Raw genomic sequence first — 20,551 nt, 5'->3', positions numbered from 1 at the left:
CTCGGTCACTTGCTTGACCGCTTCGATCTTGAATTCTTCAGGGTAACGCTGACGACTCATGGCACCTCCTATTTGGGCCTCATTATGAGGCTTGGAGGTGTCTACGAAACCAGGGGCGATTCACAAACTCCACAACTTGCTTGCCGAATATCAGTTCAATCTATCGAGCATACTGGCCATCATCGAGAGTGAAATCGCAAACCAGGATTACGATGCCTATCAACAACCGCCCCCTGTCGTATCGACCGCACGTTACAGAGCTCGGCAAAGCAAATACTACATAAACCCTCATACCGGGGAGGAAGTAGAAGCAAAAAGTACCCTGCACAAAACCGTGCGATTGTGGATTCAGCAGTACGGCCGCGCCGAGGTCGAAAGCTGGGCAACTGCATGGTCGGTGTGTACGCACAAACCTGGCCTGTAGCCACGCACAGCCCGAGTGCTGGACCACGCGGGGCAGCCGATACCCGGGCTGTTTGCGAAGGGTAACGACATGCACAGCGTGATGGGCGGGCACTACCCGAGTGGGGGTATTACTCTTGGGCCAGGGATGACCTTTGGGTATCTGGCCGGTAGAGCGTTGAGTGGGCTGGGCTCACCGTGACCACCGCAAGGGCTGATTTTCATAGAGGCCGCTCATGCGCTTGCTCTACCTGAGCTACCTGGGACGATTGTTGCAACAACCCTCGCGGCAAGCGGAAGCTTTTGAACGGTTGCTGGGTAATGGGATTGAAAGCCTTTTCAGCATTCAGCCGATAGCGCATCACGCCATCACCGGTCCGGAAGCTCAGGTCTACGCTGGTTGGCGTCCGCCCATTGAGTGAGCCGCGGCTGAGCAAGCGGAACATCGACCATGGGCCACGGTACTCCAGGCTGCTGCTGTTACCGTTCTGCCTCAGCAAGGTAAGGTTGCTGCGCACCTGCTGCCCCAAAGTATTGGGCCAGACGATACCGGTGATCTGGCTCGGCCCATGGGTGTAGGCGATCAACTGGCCATCCAGGTCCAGCAGGCTGGTACGCTGGTTCGCACTGAGCCCCAACGGCTCGATGCTGAACTGCACACTCAGCTTGCCGCGCTGGTCGAAGAAGGTTTCGCGGATGCGGTCCGCCAGCTCGAGCTGCTCGATCACGTCGGCGCGAATCAGGGATTGCCCGTGCTGAGCGGACTGCAAGGCCTCAAGGTTTTCCTTCAGGAAGACCTCCAGATACTGATCATGAAACTGCTGCAGCCGCCCTTTCGGCCCGAAGAACGCCTCGAAGTCATCCAGTGAAGCATCGGGTGCCTTCACCATAAAGGGGTAACGGCCTGCCAGACGTTGCTGGAAGAAACTGTACACTTCAGCATCCCAACGTCGCTCCAGTTCGCGCAGTGCTTCAACGTTCAGCACCTGGGCGGTCTGGTCGGCGAGCTTTCTGACCTGGTGGTTGATGGGCTCCGGCAAGCCTGTGGCAACACGTTGAAGGGTGCCTATCGGGTCATGCCCTGTCATCGCAAAGCGCTGATGCACGGCCTGCAGTGCGGCCTTGCCGCGGTCCGGGCTGTCCTGTACGGCCTTGGCGTAGTCCAGCACGGCCGCAACAGCGCCAAGGGTTTCATCGTAGTAGCTGGGCTTTTCTGCTGTCGCCTGCAGCATCGCGCCCAAGCCTGCAAACGCCCGCTGGATAGCCAACGCTTGCTGTTGTTCGGGTTTGCCCGTTGCTGAGCGCAGCGTATTCAGTTCACCCGTTACTTCAACACCAGCAGGTGAAGCAAGTGAGGTGTTGTCCCTGACCGTATCCAGCAGCCGCTGCAAAGGTGCTGCTGGGCCGGTCAACTGCTGCAGGATCGTGACACCATGGTCCAGATCACGGAAGTCGGACACGGTAAAGGCGTTCAAGGCGCGCCGCCAACTGTCAATGTAATCGGCACTGTAGAGGTTATGTAGCCGTTCGGTCAGCGCATCACGGTCGACGTCCGAATAGTCGAGTTGGCTGCGCTCCCCCAAGGCCCACTGATCGACCATCGCCATTTCAGCGAACCGCTGGCTGCGCGGCTCGAAGTATTCCCTGAAGCCTTTGGCGGTAAGCATGGCGGCCAGCAGTACCGCCTCCTCCCCTTGGCTGGCCACGGAAGACGGCTGGTACACCACATCGAACGCAGGCCCTACCTGGTGGCGCAGGTCCAGCCCGGTGTGCAACTGCTCTTGCGCCTGTTGCTTCAGCCCTGCATATACCCGCTGTGGCAACGGCAATTTGCGCAAACCCTGCTGCACTTCGCTGACACGCTGACGGTACTGCGGCAAATCGGTATCGGCATAGGCCAAGGCGTACTTCAAATGCTGCATGAGGTCACGCTGCAGTTGCCCCTGACCAGGGAAAGCCCGTTGCCACTGACGGGCCATCCAGTCCTCGACCCATTCGGGCCGGCGACTGGCGCGGTCCTCGATCATCCGGTAAACCCTGAGCGCAGCCATTTGCTGCTCGCTGCCAGAGGGTGCTGCGTTCATGGCATCGATCACCCCACTGGCCAAGGCTGGCAAGAAACGCCGGGACAGCAAGCTCAGGTACGCATCATCAACCAACGGGCCAATGTTGCGCCCTTGATACAGGCCAAAATCGGCTACACCCGGCCATGCCGCGCGATAGTCGCCAAACACCGCCACCGCATCGCGAATCTGGTCCAGTGGCTCCAGCAGGTTGCGCCCGGTCGGATCAAGCCGCAGATCGACTTCCTGACGGCTGTACTCCTGGCTTTTGGCGAACACACTGGCAGCCTTGGAGCTATTGGTATCGAAGTAGCGCTGCCAGCTGGCGATGGCGATGCTGAACGCCAGGACGCCTACGCCAGAACCAATCCACAGCAATTGGCGCTTGCTGCGCGCTACCCGGACGTTGTCGCCCGCCAGGCCGGCTTCCTGATAGATAACCCGCCTGAATGCTTGCTGGATGAAATAGACCAACGCCTTGCCCTGCGCCTTGCCCTCACGCAGGGGAAGTTTCGTCTTGTAGGGCTGTGCCGCTTCACGGACAAATGCATTGCGCATGTCGCCGTGCTGCACCACTGACGACCAATACACGCCACGTACCAACGGTGGCGTGGTGAAACGGTCACTCGCCAAGGCTTCGCGCAGAAATGCCAGCAGTATGGGGCGCAACCCGACCAGTTGGGCTTGCAGTGAGAACAGGCGGCCGCACGGCGCTGTTTTGCCCAGCACATCCAGGTGATCGAAGACCTGCTCGTTCAATGTGGCGAGAAACCGCCCGTAGTGGTCGTCATACTCATCCAGCCAGGCGTCGAACGCCTCAACCGCATCCAGCTTGAACGTGAACCCCAACAGGCTTTCACGCTTGGCGGCCGGAAGCTTGCAGTAGAACTGGTCGAAGCCGTCCAGCAGATCGTATTTGGTCAGTACCACGTAGAGTGGCAGGCGCGACCCCAGCTGGGTGCTGACTTCGTACAGGCGTGTGCGCAACCCATGGGCCAGCGCGACGCGTTGCTCGGGCTTGCCATGCAACAGCGCCGGCAAGTCGACGACCAGCAACACACCATTAAGCGCCCGCTGGCTTCGATTACGCAGCAGCCAGCCCAACAAGTGCTCCCACAACCGGGCCTCGGTACCGAGCGCCGCGCAGGGTTCAGACTCGGAGGGGTCGTTGGCGGCCGAGCCCGCCGGGGGCTTTTGACTGATGAAGACACCGGGCGGGTCGATGATCACGGCATCGTCGCTGACCCACCAACCTACCGGGTAGGCCGGTGCTTCATCCTGTCGACCCCGTGCCTGGGCCTGGTCGATTCGCGTCAGGGTAAAGCGCTGATCGGTGCGGTCGATGAAGCTGGTTTTTCCGGATTTTTCGTCGCCCAACACCAGGTACCAGGGCAGCCGGTACAGCGCGCGACGCCCACCGGCATTGTCGAGGTATCGCTCAAGCCCTTGGCTCAACGCCTTCTCTTGCGCCTGCATGAACGGTAACGTGCCATCGAGTTCGACGGCGCGTGCCTGCCGGCGTTCTGCTTGCAGGCGGCGTAAGCGCCGGCGCACCACCCCAAGCCAGCACAAAAGCGGCACCAGCACGAGTACCAGGCTTGCTAGGCTGCGATGAGCCACACTTGCCAGCGGCTGTTGCTCACGCCACATCCATTGCGGGCCAAGCCACCAGATAGCGACCAGCATCAGCAAGGCGCCAAGCCCAAGCAGCAGCGGCAGCGCCAGGCCAATGCGCGTTACCCACGGCAAGCCCCAACGTTTGAGTTGCGTCCATATTTGATTCATCGAGGCTCCTGATCCTTGTCTTGAACTGCCAGTGCTGGGGATGTCGCGTACTGCTGAAGCCGCTGGAACACTTCTGGCTCCCACGCACTGGCGGTGGTTTGCTGCATCGTTTGGGCAACGCTGGCGCACAGGTCCTGGGCCAGCCACGACACCCCCCGGGCGGCCAGCAGGTCGGCAGCGATCACGGTGGCGTGGCAGCGCTCACGGGGAGCACGAAAGCCCGCTTGCAGCCCTTGCAGCCTCAGGAGCACCGGCTCTACACCAGCGGTTTCCAACTGGCTGACCAGTTCCTCGCGCAAGCCGCCAAACTCGTGAGAGGTTGCACTTTGCTCAGAAGGCCCTTGCGTGCCCTTGAGCCAGGCCAGGCATTGGTCGTCGACAAACACCGTGCCGTCGCTGAAGCACAACTGCTGCAGCGCCGGCATTCGCTGTACAAACCGGGCAGTCGCACAACGGATGGCTTCAGCCACCTCGCCCATCGCCAGCCGTGTGGCAACGGTCGCAGCCAGAAAGCTGCCACGAATCCAGTAGGGGCAAGCCGTTGCGCTTTTTTCAATACGCTGAAGCAGTGCAGGGTCAAATGCCGTACTGGCAATGGCCTCCTCATAGACCCGCGTGATATCCAGCGGAACCGCCATCAATTCCGTACGATTGCCCTGCCTGGCCTGGGGAGCAGCCTGAATGTGCGCCCACAACCCAAAACGCCGTAACTGGTAGCCGGTAGCGTCATAAGGGTCCTGCTGGTTGATGAGCTCGGCCATGGCGAGCACGGCCCGCCGTGTCTCACGCTCATTGCCCATCGGCAGGCGTGACGCGGGTGTGGCGATGACGTCCGCCAGCGGCGCAGGTTTCACGCTTGCCGCCGGTGCCTTGGGTATCGCACCCTCGCCGACACCGTTGGCGAGCTCTATGTGCCTGCGCAGCAGGCGCTCCAATTCGTCGACAACAGCTGGCTCCAGCTGTGCCGCGCCCTGTTGCTGCAGGTGCTTCAACGCCGCCTGCGCTGCCGCTGCATGAGTAGGGGTATAGGTGAAACGGTCAAGACGCGGTAACGCCTCGGTCAAACGATTGATTACCAGGCCAACCAGCTTGCGCTTGCCCAGGAAGCCTTTCGGCCCCGGCTTGGGATGAGCGGGTTCCCAGTAGCACTCGATCATGCCGGCCAGCAACGCCAAGGTGTATCCCCAACGCTCCCAGCAGCCGCTACGCAGCCATGCGGCACTCAGGTGCGCAACGATCCGCAAATGCTTGCATTGCTGGCCCAGGTACTGACGGGACGCTTCTTCGATGTAGACCCAGTCGATGGAGGCGTCCTGCAGCCCACCCAGCTTGACCATCTCCTGGTCAATGGCCTGGTAGGTTTCGTCCTCGACATCGAACAGCCCGGCAGGAACTGCTGGATCAATCGGTGCGAGCAGCCGAGCGACTTCGACCGCGGATACCTGCGCTACCACCGGCATGTGCTTCGCGCCTGGCTGATCAAGTGGTCCAGGCCTTGCGCATCGAAGGTCAGCCCGTCGACCTCGCCGTGCTCACTCACAACCTCGATACGCTGGGCACCGATCAGTTTCCTGATCTGCTCGATGGCTGGCAGGCCCCGCCCGGCATCAAGCACCTGCCCGTTCTCCATCACCTGCCAGGGCGTCTCACGGGTAGACCAGCCCTCCCCGGTCAGCCGTACCTTGACCCAGCTTGCATCGATCGGGCGCCTGGCAATCAGCTGTAGCCGGGAGATGGCCTGGATGCAACTGATCGCCATGTAGGTACGTTCATCACCCGATGCAATGGCGGGTGCCGAAATCACGAGCGCTGGTGCGCCTGGACCGTCCTGCGTCTGGCTGCCGATGCGAAACGTCAGGTCATCCGGTGCCCGTGCAGCTTCATTTGCCATCACGCGCAACACACTGGGGGCCTGCTGCTCCGGAGCTGACCTCTGTCGTTTTGGCGTGTACGCCGGAGTGCCCGCAGCCTGATCGAAACAGGCCAGTCGCTCGACGTTGGACACAATCCGGGGGCAGTCCCGCGTGGGGCCCGCCAGCACCGACTGCAGACAAAACAGCAACGAGAGACCGGCGCCATATGCACAGCGGTTAATCATCCTGAACTTACTCTCTGAAATAGTACAAACGGCCTATATGACGGCGCGAACTTTCCTACAAATAAATGCCAATGCACATATACGCATACAGCCGACTCGAACAAATCCAGCGGAAGCCTAATACAAAGTTCTGAGTGCACACAAACAAATATTTACTTACATCTTCACGCTCGACCGCAGGACACTTTTCCATGCATGGTTTTTATAGAGGACGGGCAGCCAGCCCGAACAATTAAACATACGCAGGAAACTTCCTACAAGACCGCGATAACAATAAACACAACTTGCATCTAAATCTCCTACAACCCAACAGGGAGTTACGTACTGATGTCTAAAAATACGGGATCCGTCGCACCTAAAGAACGCGTCAATATCAAGTATGTCCCCGCGACGAGCGACGAGCAGGCTGAGGTGGAGCTGCCCCACAAGATGCTGGTTCTGGGCGACTTCGGCCTGGATGACTGCCGTGCGCTTGAGGACCGCCAGGTCGTGCGCATCGATAAACACACATTCAACAGCGTGTTGAACGACGCCGGCGTGAGCCTGGACGTGTCTGTGCCCTCCAGGCTCAGCACCGCCCCGGATGCCGAGCTGGCGGTTCACCTGCAGTTCAGGTCCATCAACGATTTCGGACCGGACCGGATCGCGCGCCAGGTGCCTGAGCTGAACAAGCTGCTGGAGTTGCGCGAAGCGCTGGTCGCCCTGAAAGGCCCGCTGGGCAACGTCCCGGCCTTCCGCAAGCAACTGCAGCACCTCCTTAACAACGAGCAGGCCCGTAAACAGCTCGCCCAAGAACTGGACCTGGTGCTTGAAGCACCCGAAAAAGACTGAGACAACGGAGCGTCCCCATGCCTAAGCCAAGCAACACCACCATCACCCCAGACGCAACGACCGACACGTTGGGCAGTGCCACCTTGCTGGACCAGATCATGGCAGAAACCAAACTGGTACCTGCTCAAGAGGGCTACCAGGTTGCCAGGCAGGGCGTATCTGCGTTCATCGCCGAAATCCTTAAAAGCAATGACCCGGATCAACTGATCAACAAGCACCGGGCCGACCAGATGATTGCCGAAATCGACCGGGTACTCAGCAAACAGATGGATGCCATTCTGCATCAGCCTGAGTTCCAGCAGCTCGAATCATCCTGGCGCAGCCTGAAACTTCTGGTCGACCGCACGGACTTCAGGGAAAACATCAAACTCGAAGTTTTGCATGCCAGTAAAGAGGACTTGCTGGACGACTTCGAAAACGCTGCGGACATTACCTGCAGCGGTATCTACAAACATGTTTACACCGCAGGTTACGGCCAATTCGGGGGAGAGCCGGTTGCGGCCATGGTTGGCAACTACAACTTTGGCCCCTCTTCCCCTGATATCAAGCTGCTGAGTTACATGGCCTCCGTTGGCGCCATGTCCCATGCCCCATTTGTTGCTGCACCGGCCCCCGAGTTCTTCAACTTGAGCAGCTTCGAGGAGCTGCCCAACCTCAAGGAAATAAAAGACCTCTTCGCCGGCCCACGACATGCCAAGTGGCGTGCATTTCGTGAAAGCGAAGACGCGCGACACGTTGCTTTGACGGGGCCGCGCTTCATGCTCCGCTCCGCTTACCACCCGCAGGAAAAACCGATCGAGAGCTTCAACTACGACGAAGACATCGCCGGACAGCACGACAACTACCTGTGGGGCAATTCTGCGTTTCTGTTGGCCAGCTGCATCAACGACAGCTTCGCTCGCTACCGCTGGTGCCCGAACATCATCGGCCCACAATCGGGCGGCGCCGTCGAAGACTTGCCGGTCCACCTGTACGAATCCCTGGGCCAGTTGCAGGCCAAGATTCCTACCGAGGTGCTGATATCCGACCGCAAGGAGTTCGAACTGGCCGAAGAGGGCTTCATTGCCCTGACCATGCGCAAAGACAGCGACAACGCCGCGTTCTTCTCGGCCAACTCGGTGCAAAAGCCCAAGAACTTCCCGAAAACCCTTGAGGGGCTAGAGGCTCAGACCAACTACAAGCTGGGTACCCAGTTGCCCTACCTGTTCATCGTCAACCGGCTGGCTCACTACATCAAGGTGTTACAGCGCGAGCAGATCGGTAGCTGGAAGGAGCGCCGTGACCTTGAGTCCGAGTTGAACAAATGGATCAAGCAGTACGTCGCCGACCAGGAGAACCCGTCTGCCGACGTTCGCAGCCGCCGGCCACTGCGAGCCGCCAGAATCGAGGTCTCGGATGTTGCCGGTGACCCGGGCTGGTACCAGGTTTCGCTCGCCGTGCGCCCGCACTTCAAGTACATGGGCGCGAATTTCGAAATCTCACTGGTCGGGCGGCTCGATACGCAATGAGTGGGCTTTTTGATCGTTTGATGCGGGATCAGTGTACCAGCCGGGAGCCGTCCCGACGGGAGAGCGCTTCCCACAAGTTCGCCGCCATCAAGCGCCACCTCGAAACGCTGCTGAATGCCCGCCAGGGGTGCTCCCAGAGCAGCCCTGAGCTTGGCCTGCGCGACTTCAACGGGCATGACGTGAACAACGGCGACTTGCTCGTACAGGTGAGCGCGGATATCCGCCGCACCCTGCAGCGCTTCGAGCCACGCATACAGATACGCACGCTCAAAGCAGTGCCCGATGCGCATGCCCCGCTGGAGCTGCATTTCAGGCTGGATTGCCTGGTCCAGGTCAACAACCACGCAGAGCAACTGCAACTCGAGCTGCTGGTCAACGGGCACAACCGCTACACCCGAGTGAGGTGACCGATGTCACTGAAAGACAGTTTCAGCGAAGAACTGCGTTACCTGCACGAGCTCGGGAACGACTTCGCCAAGGACAACCCACAACTCGCTCGGTTGCTTGGCAAAGGTGCCAGCGACCCCGATGTCGAACGCCTGATGGAAGCCTTTGCGTTCCTGACCGCCAAGCTTCGGCTGAAGCTGGAGGACGACTTGCCAGAGCTGACCCATCCCATGCTGCAGCTGTTGTGGCCTAACTATCTGCGGCCCCTGCCCAGCGCGACAATCATCCAGTTCAGCCCGATCAGGCAATCCCTTAGCCAGTCACAGCGCATCCCAAAGGGGTCGAAGCTGTTTTCGAAACCGGTAGATGGCGTGGCCTGCGAGTTTCGCACCTGTACAGCGGTCAACATTCATCCGTTCGAGATCGACACGGTGGGCGCAACCCAGACACTCGACAGTTCTGTGGTCTACATCGGCCTTAAAACACTGGTCGAGCGGCCGTTAAGCAGCTTGGGCTGTACCAGCCTCGACTTTTACCTCAGTGGCGATACCCTCACCGCACGCACGCTTTACCTGTGGGTTTCTCAATACCTCAAGCATGTCAGCGTGACCATCAATGGCGAGGTTCGTCGGCTGCCGGCAAGCAGCATCGCGTTCCCCGGGTTCAGCCCCGACGACGCCTTGCTGCCTTACCCGCAGAACGTCTTTGATGGCTACCGGATCCTGCAGGAATACTTCGCCTTCCCCCAGCGTTTCCATTTCTTCAGCGTGACCGGGCTGGAAAAAATCTGGCCGGCTCATCACGGCCAGCAGGTAAGCCTCGAATTTCACTTCACGCGCCAGTTACCCGACACGCTGCGTGTCGGCAGAGCAGATTTCAACCTGTTCTGCGCACCTGCGGTCAACCTGTTCCAGCATAGCGCCGAGCCCATCGACCTGTCCGGTGAGGACGCCCTGGCTCCACTGAAGCCCAAGGGCAAAGAGCCTCACGGCTATGAAATATTCAGTGTCGACCAGGTCATCAGCACCCGAACGACGACAGACGGGAACATGGGTGAGCACCTGCGAACCTTCCGTCCCTTCGAGTCGTTCGCCCATGAAATCGAGCACGTTCAGGGACGCACGGCGCTGTACTACCGCTGCCAACTGGAAGAGTGCCTGCACGGCGATGGCGTCATGCATCGAATCGCCTTCGTGCGCGCCGACGCCAACAGCTACATAGGCGAACTGGAAACCGCGTCCATCGACCTGACCTGCACCAATCGGGACCTACCGCTGGCGCTGGGCATCGATGACATCAACGTCCTGACCGAACTGACGCCCCCGCTGGCCACCTACACCAATCTCTGTAAACCCACCCGCCCCTGTCGCCCGGTGCTGGACGGCCAGTTGCAGTGGGCATTGATCTCCAACATGTCGCTCAACTACCTGTCCCTGCTCTCGGTAGAGCCACTGAAAGCCGTGATCCGCGCCTACGACTTCATGGCCCTGCACGATATCCAGCAGGCGCGCACCACCGGTAAACGCCTGGACGGCATGCGCGACATTCATACACAGCCAATGGATTGGCTGATCAAGGGGCAACCCATTCGCGGCCTGCACTCCCAGCTGAAACTGGACCAGACCGCCTTTCTCTGCGAAGGCGACTTGTACCTGTTCAGCTGTGTGCTCGCCCACTTCTTCGCCCTGTACGCCAGCATCAATTCCTTCCATCAGCTGGAAGTGATCAACACCACCAACAACGAGCACTACACATGGCCAATACAGACCGGCAAGCAACCGCTGATCTAGCCGACAAGCTGCTCTCTGAGGCGCATCAGTACAACTTCTTCCAGTTGCTGGAGCGGCTGCACGGGCTGCATGGCGATGACCTCGAACCCCGTTGGCCGGACGAAGCCACCCGGCGGCGGGTGCGCCTGGCCTGCGACCCACGGCTGAGCTTCCCGGTTTCGGATGTGTACAAAGCCCAGAGGATGCCCGCTGAGCAAGAGCGCTACCGCGTCGTTGCCACGTTTCTGGGCTTGCACGGCACCGATTCGCCATTGCCCACCTATTACCTGGAACAGGTGGCCTATGAACATGCACAGGGCATCGGTGTACGGCCAGCCTTCTTCGACTTTTTCAACCACTACCTGCTCAGCCTGTTGCACCGTATCTGGCGTAAGTACCGCTATTACATCCGTTTCCAGCCGGGTGCCAGTGATGGGTTTTCGCAGTACGTGTTTGCCCTGCTGGGGCTTAACGACAAGCAGTTGCGAGGGGACACGGCGCTGCCTTGGAGCCGTCTGCTCAGTTTTGCCGGGGTGATCGCCAGCCGCAGCCGCGCGCCCGGTACTGTGGCCGGCATCATTGCGCACTGCTTCGACCTCGAGCATGTGCGCATCCGCGAGTTCGAGACGCGCTCAGTCACCACCACGTCCACGCAGCTTGTAAGCCTGGGGCGCGCCAACGGCCAGTTGGGCAGCACGTTCATGGTCGGCAGCCGCACCCGCACCCGCAGCAGCAAGTTCACCATCGTGATCAGCGAACTCGACCAGGCGCAGCTGCGGGACTTGCTGCCCAGCGGCATCAACTTCGGCCGTTTGCGCGCACTGATCGACTTTCTGCTGCGTGACGGTCTGGCCTACGACCTGGAACTGCGCTTGAAACAGAATGCGTTATCACCCTTCTGCTTGCATCGCACCCAGGGCGCTTACCTGGGCTGGACCAGCTTCGTCGATGACCGGCATGGCCAGATCAGCCCGGTTGTACGCTTCCGGGGGCGCTCATGAACACAGTGACCTTGAGCATCACCAACCTTGACCAACTGCAGCACGACGTTACTGCCCGGCACCGGTTCGATTGCAAGGGCGGCACCATCGGAAGTGAACGGGCGAGCTGGCGGATCAATGACCGTGCTCAGGCCGTTGCGCCCCTCCACTGCGAAATCCGCTGGCTCGAAGGCAGCTTCTGCGTGATCGACCACTGCCACCGCACCTACCTGAATGACAGTTCCACCAGCCTGGAAACGCTTGCACCCAGGCGTCTTGTTGAAGGTGACCAGCTTCGCATTGGCGCCTACCGGCTGCAGGTTCGGTACGCCCAGGATGAAGCCTGCACACGCTCGCTGGCGGACCTGTTCAACCCGGACCGAAGGGTGCTGGACCGCCTGATAGCCGAAGAGCCCGCCACCCCTTGGCCGACAAAGCCTTCTGCCCCTCAACCAGCGGTCGAGATCTGCTCGGTCTTCAAGGCAGCCATGGGCAATGACCCTCTGGCAGCGCTGGACGCAGCGGCTGATGCAGGGGCATTCCGAGAATGCCCACTGCAGCGCCTGATTGCAGGAGTACACCCATGACGCGTCATCCACTACTGATCGCGCCGCTGCTGCTTGCGTTGGTCGGGCTCACCGGCTGCACCTCTTTGAGCAGAGCGAGCCAGGTCGTCCTGGACCCTTCGCTGCCCATCGGGCCGCCAAAGGACCATGCGACCCAGGTCGCGTTCAGCATCAATGCCAGCCCTACCCTCAACGGCAATCCGAACAGCCTTGACGTAGCGGCCGAACAGGAGCGCGCCCTGGAGCCCAGCCCCTACGCAGTGACCCTGAGTGCCGGCGACCCCTATGCGTTGACCGAAAAAATCGGGACCCTGTTCGAATACCTGCAAGCGCAATTTCCTGCGATGTCCCCCGTCGAAATGCACGACGAAGACGAAAGCGACCCGGTGCGCTCGCCCCTGGAAGAAAGCGCCCCCGGCAGCTACGACGACCCTACCGTGGTGCTGACCTTGCCACGCACCACAGCCGTTATCTCAGAGCCTGTGGCCACGCCCATTGCCATCAAGATCCTGCAACTACGCGACGACTCACTGCTGCGCAACACCGTGTACCAGCTGCTGGACCAGGACCCGGCCAAGGCACTGCGCAGTACCTACATCCGTGGTGACGACTACCTGCTGCGCCCTGGCCAGTTCAAGTACATCCCGTTCGAGCCCATCCACGCCGAAACGCGCTTCGTCGCGGTGATTGGCGACTACCGAGGCCATGAAAACGCCAGTTGGCGGCAAGTGCTGCGCATTCCGCCGCGTGGCCACCAGATCATGCTGTCGGTGTTGGTCAACGACACGCACATCGTGCTCAAGGAAGAAGACTGATGGCGCCTAAACACCCTTTGCCCTTCCTGCTTACTCACGCTGACACGGAGCGCCCATGAGTTCACGCAACCCCGTTCTCTGGCCCGAAGGCCTGTTCGTCAAACCACAGCATTTCCAGCAGGCGGCCAGGGCCAGCGAAGCAGCCCTGCACCAGCGCCTCGCCAGCCTCAATGCAGCCTTCTACGGCTTCAGCGAACTTCAGTTGAACGACGAATACCTGAGCCTGGGCAAGATCGCCATCACCCGGGCGCGGGGCGTCATGCCGGACGGCACGGTGTTCGATATTCCCGCCGACCTGCCGCCACCGCCGCCGCTGGAAATCGACGACGACGCCTGCACAGACAGCGAGGTGTATCTGTGCCTGCCGCTGCGCACCAATGGCGGCCGCGAAGTGAGCTGGCCCGACAATGCCGCCAACTTCCGCTACATCGCCCAGGCACAGGAAATCAAGGATACCCACACCGCAGACGGTGACCTGGTCCAGGTAGACCTTGCCGTGCCCAACCTACAGCTCAGACGCACCACCGAAGACAGCAGCGCCTACACCCGCCTGGCCCTGGCACGTATCCTGGAACGACGCCCCGACGGCAGCGTGCAACTGGACGAAGCGTTCTACCCCACCAGCGTGTCGGTGCGGGCGGTGCCGGCACTGCAACGGTTCCTTGACGAAATCACCAACACGTTGCGCGAGCGGGCGCGCGGCCTTGCCACGCGTATAGGCGCTTCGGGCCAGTCCGGTATCGCCGACATCCGCGACTTCAACCTGCTGCAGGCCATGAACCGTTGGTGGCCGTGCTTCCAGCATCTGGCCAGACAAGCGCACACGCACCCCGAGCAGCTGTACCTGTGCATGAGCCAGGCCTGTGGCGAATTCGTCACCTTCACCGACCAGAACAGGCTGCCGCAAGAGTACCCCGCGTACCACCACACTGCGCTGCGCGCCTCTTTCAAGCCACTGGAAGACACCCTGCGCCGGTCCCTGAGCACCGTGTTGCAGCCACGCGCTGTTTCACTGCCGCTGGAAAGCGAACAGTTCGGTGTGATTACGACCACGCTGCAAGACCGGCGGCTGATCGACGAAGCCGACTTCATCCTCGCCGTGCGCGCCGACCTGCCACCGCAAGCGTTGCGCCAGATGTTCATCCAGAAAGCCAAAATCACCTCGCTTGAGTCACTGAGCAACCTGGTGCCGCTGCAACTGCCGGGTATCCCTCTGTTGCCATTGCCGGTGGCGCCACGCGACCTGCCGTTCCATGCGGGCTTCAGTTACTTCGAGCTGGACCGGCGCGACCCGGCCTGGGCATGCATGGCCAAGGCGAATGGCTTCGGCATCCACATTGCGGGCGATTTCCCAGGGCTTGAACTGCAGTTCTGGGCGATCAGGAGTGAGTGAAATGGGAGAAGACAACAAAACGCCCATCGATGAAAAAAACGCTGAAGTCAGCCCGCTTGATCCAACCCTTAAAAAGCCGGCAACCAATGCGCAAGCATCCACGGCAACCCCTGAACCAGAGCTCGCCTCGGAAGGCTACCCCGCCGACCCGGAATTTCAGCTGCGAGGCGGCTTCGCCAACCTGATGCTGGATGCTGCGTCACCGTTGTTCGGTTTGGTCATACGCCTACGTACCCTGGACGAACTGCCAAACATCAAGGACGTGCACCAGCAAGTACGCAACCAGATCGACAACATTCAGGAAGAAATGCGCCAGCACGGTTACGAGCCCGCTCAGTTGCTGGCGTATTCCTACGGCCTGTGCCTGTTCATAGACGAAGCCGTCATGGAGCGGCCCTGGGGCAAGAGCAGTTGCTGGAGCCAAGAGCCGCTGCTGAGCATCTTCCACGACGAAACCTGGGGCGGGGAAAAAATCTTCACCGTGATTACCCGACTGATGCAGGAGCCCAAGCGTTATCAGGACGTGCTGGAGTTCATGTACTACGCCCTGTGCCTTGGGCTGAAAGGCAAGTATGCGCTCGCGCCGAAAGGCGAAGAAACACTCAACGCACTGATTCACCAGCTGCACGGGATCATCCGCGAACTGCGCGGCCCCACGCCAGAAGAAGTCTGCGACCCCTACACCAACGTGGCCCCGCGCAATTTCCGCATGAACCGGCAGTGGCCCTGGTGGAGCCCTTTGGTGATTTCGGCCATCGCCATGGCGGTGGCCTACGGCATCTACAGCTATCGCCTGCACCTGATTACCACCGAGGTAGTGGAGTCGCTAAACCGCATCTTGCAGCAGTAGGCCGCCGCCCTACGGGCCAAAAGAATTTCACGAATTAACGGGGCTTCAAGCCTTGTTGACAAGCCCATCGTTTCCGATGGCCACGCCACTGTTGTGCGCGTGTCAATCCACATGGACGCAGGAGAAACTGCCATGCCAACACCCGCTTACATCAAGATCGAAGGCAAGACACAAGGGAACATCACCGCCGGCGCATTCACCTCCGACTCAGTCGGCAATGTGTTCGTCGAGGGCCATGAGGACGAGATTCTGGTGCAGGAGATCAAGCACCAGGTGACTGTCCCTACCGATCCGCAAAGTGGCCAACCTGCCGGCCAAAGGGTGCACAAGCCCTTCATTTTCACCAGTTCACTGAACAAAGCCACACCCCTGATGTATCAGGCGCTGGCCAGCGGCGAAATGCTGCCAGTCGTTGAAGTGAACTGGTACCGCACCTCGGTGGAGGGCAAGCAAGAGCACTTCTTCACCACCAAGCTGGAGGACGCCACCATCGTGGACATCACTACCACCCTGCCTCATGCCCAAAATCAGAAAAACGCTGACTACACCCAGTTGATCGAAGTGGCCATGTCATACCGGAAGATTTCCTGGACGCACGTAACGGCGGGTACTGAAGGTTCCGACGATTGGCGCAAACCGATCGTCTGATCTAGTTGAAATGCCCGGGCAGCCATGATCTGCCTGGGTACTTCGAAGTCTCAGACGGCGGACAAGGACTGCTTATGCCTAGCCAATCTGATTTGCGATTCAGCTTCCAGCCACTGGTTGGAAAAGCTCAATTCGAAGTGGTGTCGTTCGAGCTCAAGGAGGCGCTCAGCCAACCGTTCACGTTGACCCTGGAACTGATCAGCTTCGACCACGATGTCGACTTCGGCCACCTGCTCGACAACCCCGTGCTGTTCACCATCTGGGACGGTGAACGCCCCGTCCGCTACGTGCACGGCCTGGTCAGCAGTTTCAGCCAGGGCGAGAGCGGCTTCCACCGCACTTACTATCACGCATTGGTCGAGCCGCAACTGGCCCGCGCCAGACTGCGCTCGAACTGGCGCATTTTCCAGCACAAAACCGCGCCGCAAATTCTCGAACTGATGCTGAAGCGACAAGGCATCACCCAGTATCAATTCGGTACTGGCGCCAACTATCACCCGCGGGAATTCTGCGTACAGGCCGGCGAAACCGATCTTGAATTTTTTGCGCGCATCGCTGCTGAAGAAGGTGTGGTCTATCGGTTCGAGCACACTGAAAAGCATCACAAGCTGATCATCACCGACCGGCTGCTGACATTGGGGCACATTGAGTGCAATGCAGCAAAAGCAGAGATCATAGATGAAGGGTTTGTCGATGGCGATGAGTCAACCAAACCCTACACAGTGCTGTACCACGCCAACAGAGGCGGCGACCAGCCCCAACCCTGCCTGCGGCGCTTGCGCTACAGCGAACAGGTGCGTCCTGCACGGCAGGTTCAACGCGACTACACCTTCACCCACCCCGCCTATCGCCAGGAACACAGGGCCTCAGGCCCCTATCTGAAGCACCAGTCCACCGACTATGAGTGCTTCGACTACCCTGGCCGCTACAAACGCGATGCCGTTGGCAAGCCGTTCACCGAAAACCGCATCACCGCCTTGCGCCACGACGTGCGCATTGCCGAGGTGCAAGGCGACGATGTGCGCCTGCAACCGGGCCTGAGCTTCACCCTGACCGGCCACCCGCGCGAAGACCTGAATGTGCATTGGCGGGTAAGCACGGTCAGCCACGAAGGCAGCCAGTTCACCAGCCTGCAGGACGAAGCTGCCGGGGCCGACCAGAGCACACGTTACGAGCAAAAGGCGGTACTGGTGCCGGGCAGAACCGAGTGGCGCCCGGCACCGTTGCCCAAACCCCGCGTTGACGGCCCGCACATGGCCACTGTGGTCGGGCCACCCGGTGAAGAGATCTACTGCGACGAATGGGGCCGGGTCAAGGTCAGCTTCCCCTGGGACCGCGAAAGCCAGGACAACGAGTTCAGTTCCTGCTGGGTACGGGTAGCCCAGGGCTGGGCCGGCGGCAGCTGGGGCTCGATGGCCATCCCGCGCATCGGCCAGGACGTGATCATCCATTACGTCAACGGCGACCCCGATCAGCCGATGATCACCGGACGGACCTACTGCGGCAACCAGCTGCCGCCATACGACCTTCCCCGCCACAAGACCCGCATGACCATCAAGAGCCAGACCCACAAGGGCGATGGCTTCAACGAGCTGCGCTTTGAGGACGAACTGGGCCAGGAGGAAGTGTTCATTCATGCCCAGAAGGACCAGAACAATGTGGTCAGGCACGATGAGAGTACGCAGGTCGGCAATGACCGCAAAGAACAGGTCAACAACGACGAATCAATCCTGATCGGCCACGACCGTGATGAAACGGTTGGCAACGATGAGCGCGTCACCATTGGGCATGACGCCGCGCTCGACATCGGTCGAAACCACACAATCAAGATCGCGAAGGACCGTGTTGAGACCATCGGCAATCACCGCCACGACCAGATCACAGCCAATCACCACACCCGCATTGGCGGCAACCTCGAACAACAGGTCGAAGGGCATGCCGAGCTTGAAGCCCGAGGGGATATCCGCAGACGTACCCGCCGTTATGAACTTCGAGCATCGGAAGCAGTGGTCATCCAAGGCCCTGGGGGCTCCATTCGAATCGATGAAACGGGCATCACCCTGGACAGCCCGACGATTCGCATCACCGGCCAGATGCTCAAATCGGCAGATGGAGCAAGCAACCTCTTTTCCATCAGCGGCGCGCCGGTCAATGGCAACCCCCTGGATCGTCAGTGCGGACGCCGCCCCGATGGCACCTGCCCCTTGCCCGACTGCCGCTGCATCAGAGGGCCAGGGCAATGAAAACAGCCCCCTCAAATGCGCTGCCAAACGAGCACTTCGCAAAGAACGCTCGGTTCATGTTGCTCTTGACCAGCGAGCTCGAGTATTGGGCCTACCGACCAATACCCCAAGAGGGCGAACTGGTCCCGGCCTATGCCCCTTCGGTACTCGAGCTCATCAATGAAGTCAGCCGAAATACCCAGCACGCCTGGCTATGGAGGCGCAGCGCCCTGGACGACCGTCACGACTTTGGGCCATTGCTGGTAGACGTGTCAGAAGCGCCCGAAATGCTTGCCCATGCAATATCGACCTGGATGCCCATTGGCGGTGCCATCGCGCTGGATGCCGAGATCGGCCTTGCCCAGTTGGCAGACCACTTCACCAGCCTTGTGCAGATCGCGCTTGCGGACCAAGGGCTAGCCACTTTCCAGTTCAAACCGGACCACCTTGCGGCCTGGCTGGATGCACTGGATGAAGACCATCGAGCAACGTGGCTTGGCCCTGTGACGTCGCTGGCCTGGCGAGTCAACTGGGGGCCGGCCCACGAATGGAAAACGCTCGAGCGCAGCCCGACCAACGCCCGCTCTTATCAGGAACCTGCATTACCCCTTCGCCAGCTTGAACTTGAGCGGCTGCAAGCAGGCCTGCACGAGCACTTCGTGCTCACGTTGGCGCATGAGGTGTTAGCACTGCCACAGCACGCCACCCACACATTGGCCGACATCCGGCAATGGATCGAACGCCTGCTGCCACAACTGAAAGCCCTCAACTTTGGCGATGAGGATGTCGCTGGGCAATTCATCAGGCTGATTGCCAGGCACATGTGGCTCATGGCCGATGACCCGGCGGGGAAGATCTACACCAACCTTGAGGAGTCACCCCAGGGCCGCCTCCGCGAGTTGCACGCACTGATCGAAAGCAAGGAGCCCACCCATGAATGACGCCAGTGTCAGTAGTGCCACCTCCGGCCCTGCCTGCAGCGCAAGGGTTCCCGTCCTGCCAGTGCGCTATGCCATCGTGCCACGCATCAGCGATTCCCCTGCCTGCCGCTATGCCAATGCAGGTTTCAACCTGGAACAAGGCTTCGCCCCGCTGCAACACTCTGCCTACACCCTGCGCGCGTTGCGCCCGGGCTATGTCTACGTGTTCATGAAAGGCCCGAAGGGCGAAAAGCTGGTCATTCACGAGTACATTGGCGCGGGCCTTTACAAGGAGCTGCGCTACAAAGGGCTGGAGAACTACCACCTGCGTGAGCGTTACCTCTCCAGCCGGACCATGGGCTGGGTGTGGGCCGATACCTGCCCCGATACCGCCAAGGAAGTGTGGATCGGCTACAGCTCGCACCTGTGGACCAACGCCGTAACCGCCCGCATCACCGGCTCATCAGCCCTTCGCAAACGGCACATGCGCCAGTTGGACATGGCCGAGCTGATCGCCGGCAACCAGGCGCCATCCACCCAGCCCCATGTGTTGCCAGTCAACCAACGCCGTAACCGCCCGCATCACCGGCTCATCAGCCCTGCGCAAACGGCACATGCGCCAGTTGGACATGGCCGAACTGTCGGTCTCGGCCTACCAGCATCAAATGCGCGACCTGATGCCCGCCGAGCAACTGGCACACACAAAACCCGCGCAACCTCCCGAGCAGGAACGCGTCCCCGCGTGCTACCGCCTGGATGCCGAACAACTGAGCGTGCAAAGCCGCGATTTCCATCATCGTAACCTGGTGGGCATGCTGCTGAACAAGACGCTGGAAAGCCTGTACCCGGCCGATGCGCTGTCGGTCTCGGCCTACCAGCATCAAATGCGCGACCTGATGCCCGCCGAGCAACTGGCACACACAAAACCCGCGCAACCTCCCGAGCAGGAACGCGTGCCGGCGTGCTACCGCCTGGATGCCGAACAACTGAGCGTGCAAAGCCGCGATTTCCACCATCGCAACCTGGTGGGCATGCTGCTGAACAAGACGCTGGAAAGCCTGTACCCGGCCGATGCACCTTCACCGGAACTGGCCGCGTTCAGGCTTGGTACGGAGCGGCGGGGGCCGGTCCTGTCTGCGGCCGAGTCACATTTCCAGGCCCTCACCCATGAGAATTACTCCCCCCACGGCGCGCGCCTGGCAAAGCGTATCGATATCGCCAAATACCGGCGATTCCTCGCCGAACGCGATGAGCTGGAACGGCGTATTGCAGCCCTGCGCAACCTGGCCTTGCAAGCCAGTAGCGATCATGACG

The 20,551-nt window shown here is 60.4% G+C and carries 16 protein-coding genes and 4 pseudogenes; 17 read left to right on the top strand and 3 right to left on the bottom strand.

What is annotated here, in order from left to right:
• From AK81_RS30315 to AK81_RS30045, 3 genes and pseudogenes are all read left to right on the top strand, one after another.
• Nucleotides 1-192 (top strand): annotated as a pseudogene (locus AK81_RS30315) (hypothetical protein); the annotation flags it as partial.
• The gene (locus AK81_RS30925; protein WP_430298515.1) at nt 98-424 is read left to right on the top strand and encodes a DNA binding protein; all 327 of its coding nucleotides are present in this window, start codon (nt 98-100) and stop codon (nt 422-424) included. The pseudogene AK81_RS30315 and the gene AK81_RS30925, both read left to right, overlap by 95 nt.
• 6 nt (nt 425-430) lie before the next feature.
• Nucleotides 431-604: pseudogene (locus tag AK81_RS30045) on the top strand (FAD-binding protein); the annotation flags it as partial.
• A 19-nt stretch (nt 605-623) separates the two neighbouring features.
• Here AK81_RS30045 and tssM read toward each other — a convergent pair.
• The 3 genes from tssM to vasI are packed head-to-tail and all read right to left on the bottom strand — an operon-like array spanning nt 624 to nt 6,348.
• The gene (gene tssM / locus AK81_RS26725; RefSeq protein ID WP_043204196.1) at nt 624-4,250 is read right to left on the bottom strand and encodes a type VI secretion system membrane subunit TssM; all 3,627 of its coding nucleotides are present in this window, start codon (nt 4,248-4,250) and stop codon (nt 624-626) included.
• Entirely contained in the window at nt 4,247-5,710 is a 1,464-nt protein-coding gene (gene tssA / locus AK81_RS26720; protein ID WP_043204195.1) for a type VI secretion system protein TssA, read from the bottom strand. Before tssA ends, tssM begins: the two co-directional genes overlap by 4 nt.
• Nucleotides 5,698-6,348 (bottom strand): type VI secretion system-associated protein VasI, encoded by a 651-nt coding sequence (vasI, locus tag AK81_RS26715; RefSeq protein WP_193393780.1) that lies wholly within the window; start codon nt 6,346-6,348, stop codon nt 5,698-5,700. The genes tssA and vasI overlap by 13 nt, the downstream gene beginning before the upstream one ends.
• 327 nt (nt 6,349-6,675) lie before the next feature.
• Here vasI and tssB point away from each other — a divergent pair, with 327 nt between their 5' ends.
• The 14 genes and pseudogenes from tssB to AK81_RS26650 form a co-directional block, all read left to right on the top strand.
• A complete protein-coding gene (tssB, locus tag AK81_RS26710; protein ID WP_043204192.1) occupies nt 6,676-7,179 on the top strand; it encodes a type VI secretion system contractile sheath small subunit in 504 nt (167 codons plus the stop codon).
• Between the two features lie 17 nt (nt 7,180-7,196).
• A complete protein-coding gene (tssC, locus tag AK81_RS26705; protein ID WP_043204190.1) occupies nt 7,197-8,687 on the top strand; it encodes a type VI secretion system contractile sheath large subunit in 1,491 nt (496 codons plus the stop codon).
• The gene (tssE, locus tag AK81_RS26700) at nt 8,684-9,094 is read left to right on the top strand and encodes a type VI secretion system baseplate subunit TssE (protein ID WP_043204188.1); all 411 of its coding nucleotides are present in this window, start codon (nt 8,684-8,686) and stop codon (nt 9,092-9,094) included. The genes tssC and tssE overlap by 4 nt, the downstream gene beginning before the upstream one ends.
• A 3-nt stretch (nt 9,095-9,097) precedes the next feature.
• On the top strand, nt 9,098-10,864 hold the full coding sequence (gene tssF, locus AK81_RS26695; protein WP_043204186.1) for a type VI secretion system baseplate subunit TssF: 1,767 nt from the start codon (nt 9,098-9,100) through the stop codon (nt 10,862-10,864).
• Nucleotides 10,828-11,844: a type VI secretion system baseplate subunit TssG gene (gene tssG, locus AK81_RS26690; RefSeq protein WP_043204185.1), complete on the top strand. Its 1,017-nt coding sequence runs from the start codon at nt 10,828-10,830 to the stop codon at nt 11,842-11,844. Before tssF ends, tssG begins: the two co-directional genes overlap by 37 nt.
• Entirely contained in the window at nt 11,841-12,410 is a 570-nt protein-coding gene (locus tag AK81_RS26685; protein ID WP_043204184.1) for an FHA domain-containing protein, read from the top strand. Before tssG ends, AK81_RS26685 begins: the two co-directional genes overlap by 4 nt.
• Nucleotides 12,407-13,204 carry a type VI secretion system lipoprotein TssJ gene (gene tssJ, locus AK81_RS26680; protein ID WP_043204183.1) on the top strand — a complete coding sequence of 266 codons (798 nt, stop codon included), beginning with the start codon at nt 12,407-12,409 and terminating at the stop codon, nt 13,202-13,204. Before AK81_RS26685 ends, tssJ begins: the two co-directional genes overlap by 4 nt.
• Before the next feature lie 55 nt (nt 13,205-13,259).
• Nucleotides 13,260-14,597: a type VI secretion system baseplate subunit TssK gene (gene tssK, locus AK81_RS26675; RefSeq protein WP_043204181.1), complete on the top strand. Its 1,338-nt coding sequence runs from the start codon at nt 13,260-13,262 to the stop codon at nt 14,595-14,597.
• A 1-nt stretch (nt 14,598) separates the two neighbouring features.
• Nucleotides 14,599-15,447, top strand: a complete 849-nt coding sequence (gene icmH / locus AK81_RS26670; protein ID WP_043204178.1) for a type IVB secretion system protein IcmH/DotU — start codon at nt 14,599-14,601, stop codon at nt 15,445-15,447.
• Between the two features lie 132 nt (nt 15,448-15,579).
• Nucleotides 15,580-16,095 carry an Hcp family type VI secretion system effector gene (locus AK81_RS26665; RefSeq protein WP_043204177.1) on the top strand — a complete coding sequence of 172 codons (516 nt, stop codon included), beginning with the start codon at nt 15,580-15,582 and terminating at the stop codon, nt 16,093-16,095.
• Between the two features lie 74 nt (nt 16,096-16,169).
• The gene (locus AK81_RS26660) at nt 16,170-18,338 is read left to right on the top strand and encodes a type VI secretion system Vgr family protein (RefSeq protein ID WP_043204175.1); all 2,169 of its coding nucleotides are present in this window, start codon (nt 16,170-16,172) and stop codon (nt 18,336-18,338) included.
• Complete coding sequence (locus tag AK81_RS26655) at nt 18,335-19,258, top strand: DUF4123 domain-containing protein (RefSeq protein WP_043204173.1); 924 nt, start codon at nt 18,335-18,337, stop codon at nt 19,256-19,258. The genes AK81_RS26660 and AK81_RS26655 overlap by 4 nt, the downstream gene beginning before the upstream one ends.
• Nucleotides 19,251-19,800, top strand: a pseudogene (locus AK81_RS30690) (toxin VasX); the annotation flags it as partial. The gene AK81_RS26655 and the pseudogene AK81_RS30690, both read left to right, overlap by 8 nt.
• A 102-nt stretch (nt 19,801-19,902) precedes the next feature.
• Nucleotides 19,903-20,551 (top strand): annotated as a pseudogene (locus tag AK81_RS26650) (hypothetical protein); the annotation flags it as partial.

The sequence above is a fragment of the Pseudomonas putida W15Oct28 genome, assembly GCF_000708715.2.
Taxonomy (GTDB): Bacteria; Pseudomonadota; Gammaproteobacteria; order Pseudomonadales; family Pseudomonadaceae; genus Aquipseudomonas; species Aquipseudomonas putida_R.
This window is presented reverse-complemented; position numbering and strand designations above follow the sequence as displayed.

What these genes read in the sequence shown, in the direction of transcription:
- tssM (WP_043204196.1), bottom strand. Translation starts at nt 4,250, where the DNA reads ATGAATCAAATATGGACGCAACTCAAACGTTGGGGCTTGCCGTGGGTA.
- tssA (WP_043204195.1), bottom strand. Translation starts at nt 5,710, where the DNA reads ATGCCGGTGGTAGCGCAGGTATCCGCGGTCGAAGTCGCTCGGCTGCTC.
- vasI (WP_193393780.1), bottom strand. Translation starts at nt 6,348, where the DNA reads ATGATTAACCGCTGTGCATATGGCGCCGGTCTCTCGTTGCTGTTTTGT.
- tssB (WP_043204192.1), top strand. Translation starts at nt 6,676, where the DNA reads ATGTCTAAAAATACGGGATCCGTCGCACCTAAAGAACGCGTCAATATC.
- tssC (WP_043204190.1), top strand. Translation starts at nt 7,197, where the DNA reads ATGCCTAAGCCAAGCAACACCACCATCACCCCAGACGCAACGACCGAC.
- tssE (WP_043204188.1), top strand. Translation starts at nt 8,684, where the DNA reads ATGAGTGGGCTTTTTGATCGTTTGATGCGGGATCAGTGTACCAGCCGG.
- tssF (WP_043204186.1), top strand. Translation starts at nt 9,098, where the DNA reads ATGTCACTGAAAGACAGTTTCAGCGAAGAACTGCGTTACCTGCACGAG.
- tssG (WP_043204185.1), top strand. Translation starts at nt 10,828, where the DNA reads ATGGCCAATACAGACCGGCAAGCAACCGCTGATCTAGCCGACAAGCTG.
- AK81_RS26685 (WP_043204184.1), top strand. Translation starts at nt 11,841, where the DNA reads ATGAACACAGTGACCTTGAGCATCACCAACCTTGACCAACTGCAGCAC.
- tssJ (WP_043204183.1), top strand. Translation starts at nt 12,407, where the DNA reads ATGACGCGTCATCCACTACTGATCGCGCCGCTGCTGCTTGCGTTGGTC.
- tssK (WP_043204181.1), top strand. Translation starts at nt 13,260, where the DNA reads ATGAGTTCACGCAACCCCGTTCTCTGGCCCGAAGGCCTGTTCGTCAAA.
- icmH (WP_043204178.1), top strand. Translation starts at nt 14,599, where the DNA reads ATGGGAGAAGACAACAAAACGCCCATCGATGAAAAAAACGCTGAAGTC.
- AK81_RS26665 (WP_043204177.1), top strand. Translation starts at nt 15,580, where the DNA reads ATGCCAACACCCGCTTACATCAAGATCGAAGGCAAGACACAAGGGAAC.
- AK81_RS26660 (WP_043204175.1), top strand. Translation starts at nt 16,170, where the DNA reads ATGCCTAGCCAATCTGATTTGCGATTCAGCTTCCAGCCACTGGTTGGA.
- AK81_RS26655 (WP_043204173.1), top strand. Translation starts at nt 18,335, where the DNA reads ATGAAAACAGCCCCCTCAAATGCGCTGCCAAACGAGCACTTCGCAAAG.